Source organism: Streptacidiphilus neutrinimicus (genome assembly GCF_000787815.1).
In the GTDB taxonomy this organism is placed as follows: domain Bacteria; phylum Actinomycetota; class Actinomycetes; order Streptomycetales; family Streptomycetaceae; genus Streptacidiphilus; species Streptacidiphilus neutrinimicus.
The window spans coordinates 14964-18852 of sequence record NZ_BBPO01000111.1 but is presented as its reverse complement, the minus strand read 5'-3'; the positions used below and the strand labels follow the sequence as shown (position 1 = coordinate 18852).

Genomic DNA, 3889 nt, shown 5'->3' with positions numbered 1-3889 from the left:
AAGTTGGACTTCAACGACCCCAGCCACAGCGGCCGGTCCTCGGAGCGGTCCCGCCCGTACGTCGCAAGCAGCGCCTGCGCCTCGATCGGGTCGCCCAGCGTGGTGCCCGTGCCATGGGCCTCGACCGCGTCGACCTGGTCGGCCGTCAGCCGGGCGTTCTCCAGGGCCTGACGGATCACCCGCTGCTGCGAGGGGCCGTTCGGCGCGGTCAGGCCGTTGCTGGCGCCGTCCTGGTTCACCGCCGAGCCGCGCACGACCGCAAGCACCGGGTGCCCGTTGCGCCGCGCGTCCGACAGCCGCTCGACGAGCAGCATGCCGACGCCCTCGGCCCAACCCGTGCCGTCGGCACCGGCCGCGAAGGCCTTGCACCGGCCGTCGGTGGCCAGACCGTGCTGACGGCTGAACTCGACGAACACGTCCGGGGTGGCAAGCACCGTCACGCCGCCCGCGAGCGCCATCGAGCACTCGCCGTTGCGCAGCGCCTGCACCGCCAGGTGCAGCGAGACCAGCGACGAGGAGCAGGCGGTGTCGACCGTGACCGCCGGGCCCTCGAAGCCGAAGGTGTAGGAGACACGACCGGAGACCACCGCGGCCGCGTTGCCGGTGAGCAGGTAGCCCTCGACGCCCTCCGGCATCTGGTCGGTCACGCCGGCGTAGCCCGAGGCGGAAGCGCCGACGAAGACGCCGGTGCTGCTGCCGCGGACCGTCGCCGGGTCGATGCCGGCCCGCTCGAAGGCCTCCCAGGAGGTCTCCAGCAGCAGCCGCTGCTGCGGGTCCATCGCCAGCGCCTCGCGCGGGCTGATGCCGAAGAACGCCGGATCGAACTGGGCGGCGTCGGCGAGGAACCCGCCGCCGCGGGCGTAGAAGGTGCCCTGGCGGTCGGGGTCCTCGTCGTACAGGTCGTCCAGTCGCCACCCGCGGTCGGCCGGGAACTCGCCGATCGCGTCGACGCCGTCGGCGACCAGTCGCCACAGCGCCTCCGGTGATGCCACGCCTCCAGGGAACCGGCAGCTCATCGCGACGATCGCGATCGGCTCCTTGGAGGCCGCGATCAGCTGCTGGTTCTGCCGACGCAGTCGCTCGGTCTCCTTGATGGAGGCCCGAAGTGCTGCGACTGCTTTTTCGTTCGGCGTGGTCATGATGAGCTCCGCACTTCGGACGTGTCAGGAATCGTTGCTGTCGAGAGCGAGGTCGATGAGGCTGTCCAGGTCCAGCGAGTCGATCGAGTCGATCAGGCCCGACTCGTCACCGCCGTCCTCGGCCCCGGCGTGGTCGTCGGGGTCGGCCAACCGCAGCAGGGTGTCCAGGAGTCCGAGCTCCCGGAACCGGGCGAGCGGGACGCTCGCCAAGGCCTGGCGCAGCGCGGCCTCCTGGGGGTCGACGCCCGCCTCGCGGGCGTGCTCCGGGAAGACCTCGTCCCGCAGGTGCTCGGCCAGGGCGGTGGGCGTCGGATAGTCGAAGACCGCGCTGGCGGGCAGCTTCAGCCCGGTCTCCTTGGTCAGCCGGTTGCGCAGTTCGACCGCCGTCAGGGAGTCGAAGCCGAGCGCCCGGAAGGCCATGCCGGCCTCGACCGCGTGGGCTCCGGAGTAGCCGAGCACCTCGGCCACCTGACCGCGCACCAGCTCCAGCAACGCGCGGTCGCGGTCGGCGTCGCTCAGGTCGGCCAGTCGCTCCCGCAGCCCGGCCGGAGCACCCGCCCCGGCGGACGCCGCGTCGGCCTGCCCGGCGGCCTGCTCCGCGGCCAGCACCGCGCGGACCTCGGGCAGCTCGTCGAGCAGCGGGCGGCGGCGCGCGGCGGTGAAGGACGGGACGAAGCGCGTCCAGTCGACGTCGGCGACCACCCCCGTGGGCGCGTCGGCGTCCAGGGCCGACTGCAGGCCGAGCAGCGCGCTGCTCGGCGCCATCACGGTGAGGCCGAACCGGCGCAGGTGCTCCTCGGCCGCCTCGCCTGCGGCCATCCCGGCCTCGGCCCACGGACCCCAGGCCACCGAGGTACCGGCCAGGCCACGGGCCCGGCGGGCCTCGACCAGGGCGTCCAGGAAGGCGTTGGCGGCGGCGTAGCCCGCCTGGCCGCCGCTGCCCCAGACGCCGGCGATGGAGGAGAAGGTGACGAAGGCGTCCAGCTCGCTGTCGGCGAGCAGGTCGTCCAGGTGCACCGCGCCGGCGACCTTGGCGTCGGCGAGGGCGGCCAGGCCGGCCAGGTCACTGTCCCGCAGGGCGGAGTCGGCGACGACTCCGGCCGCGTGCACGACGGCCGTGAGCGGGCGGTCGGCCGGGACGGCGGCGAGCAGCGCGGCGAGCGCCGCACGGTCGGCCACGTCGCAGGCGGCGACCGTCACGGTGGCGCCCAGCTCGGTCAGCTCGGCCGTCAGTTCGGCCGCTCCCGGTGCGTCGGCGCCGCGACGGCTGGTCAGCACCAGGTGCTCCGCGCCGCCACGGGCCAGCCAGCGGGCCACCTCGGCGCCCAGGGCGCCGGTGCCGCCGGTGACCAGCACCGTGCCGCGCGGCTGCCAGGAGCTGCCACGGACACCGCTGACGCCATTGACGTCATTGACCCGCGACGCCCGGACCAGACGGCGGACGTGCAGGCCCGAGGGCCGCACCGCGAGCTGGTCCTCGCCGTCGCCGGCCGCCAGCGCACCGGTCAGCAGTCCGAGGGCGCGCTCGTCCAGCTGCGCGGGCAGATCGATCAGGCCGCCCCAGCGGTCCGGGTGCTCCAGGGCCACCACTCGGCCCAGGCCCCAGACCTGGGCCTGGACGGGGTTGGCGAGCCGGTCGGCGGCGTCGGTCGCGACCGCGCCGCGGGTCAGGCACCACAGCGGCGCGGCGACCTCGGCATCGCCCAGCGCCTGCACCAGCAGTGCGGTGGCCGCCAGTCCGCCGGACAGCGCGGGGTGGGCCGGGTGCGGCTCCTCGTCGAGGGCGAGCAGCGAGACGACGCCGGCCAGCGGGCCGGCCTCGGCGAGCTCGCCGCGCAGCCGCTCGGCCAGCGCGGTGCGCCCGGCCGCCAGCTCGGCGGCGGTGAGGGTCAGCCGAAGGGTCTCGGCACCGGCCCCGGCCAGGGCCGCCAGCGCGGCCTCGGTCGGCTCGGCGGCGGCGTCCACGGCCGACGTGACGACCAGCCAGGTGCCCGCGAGCGTCCCGAGGGGGGCGGAAGCGAGGCGGTTCCAGCTGATCCGGTAACGCCAGCCGTCCACGGTGGAGCGGGTCCGGCTCTGCCGACGCCAGGTCGACAGGGCGGGCAGCACCGAGCTGAGCGGCTGGTCGCCGTCCAGACCGAGCGTGGCGGTCAGCGCCTCCAGGTCCTCGCGCTCGACGGTCTCCCAGAAGCGGGCGTCCGTGGCATCCGTCCCGGCGGCACCGGCAGCGGGCGAGGCGGCGGGCGTGGGCCAGTAGCGCTCGCGCTGGAAGGCGTAGGTGGGCAGTTCGATGCGCTGGGCGCCCGATCCCGCGAAGTAGGCCGGCCAGTCCACCGCCTGTCCGCGGGCGTGGACCTGGGCGAGGGCGGTCGTCAGCGTCCGGCCCTCGGCGCGGTCGGCGCGCATGGCGGGCGCGAAGGAGGCGTCCTCGGCGGTGACGCAGTCCTGGGCCAGCGCCGTCAGGGTCCCGTCCGGGCCCAGCTCCAGGAACGTGCGCACGCCCTGGCGCTCCAGGGCAGCGACGGCGTCGGCGAAGCGGACCGCCTCGCGGACGTGCCGCACCCAGTAGTCGGGCGTGGTGAGGTCGGCGTCCTGGTCCAGCGTCGAGACGATCGGGATCCGGGGGGCGTGGAACTCCAGCCCCTCGACCACCGTGCGGAACTCGTCCAGCATCGGGGCCATCAGCGGCGAGTGGAACGCGTGGCTGACCGTCAGCCGCTTCGTCTTACGACCCTGCGCAGCCAACTGCT

At 75.1% G+C, this 3889-nt stretch carries 2 protein-coding genes; both read right to left on the bottom strand.

The window, feature by feature from the left end:
• The coding region (locus TR48_RS35615) for a beta-ketoacyl synthase N-terminal-like domain-containing protein (RefSeq protein WP_439654524.1) at window positions 1–1142 on the bottom strand (1142 nt) is incomplete at its 3' end.
• Between the two features lie 21 nt (window positions 1143–1163).
• Window positions 1164–3889, bottom strand: a 2726-nt coding sequence (locus TR48_RS35610) for an SDR family NAD(P)-dependent oxidoreductase (protein ID WP_161789967.1), incomplete at its 5' end; no start/stop codon positions are given.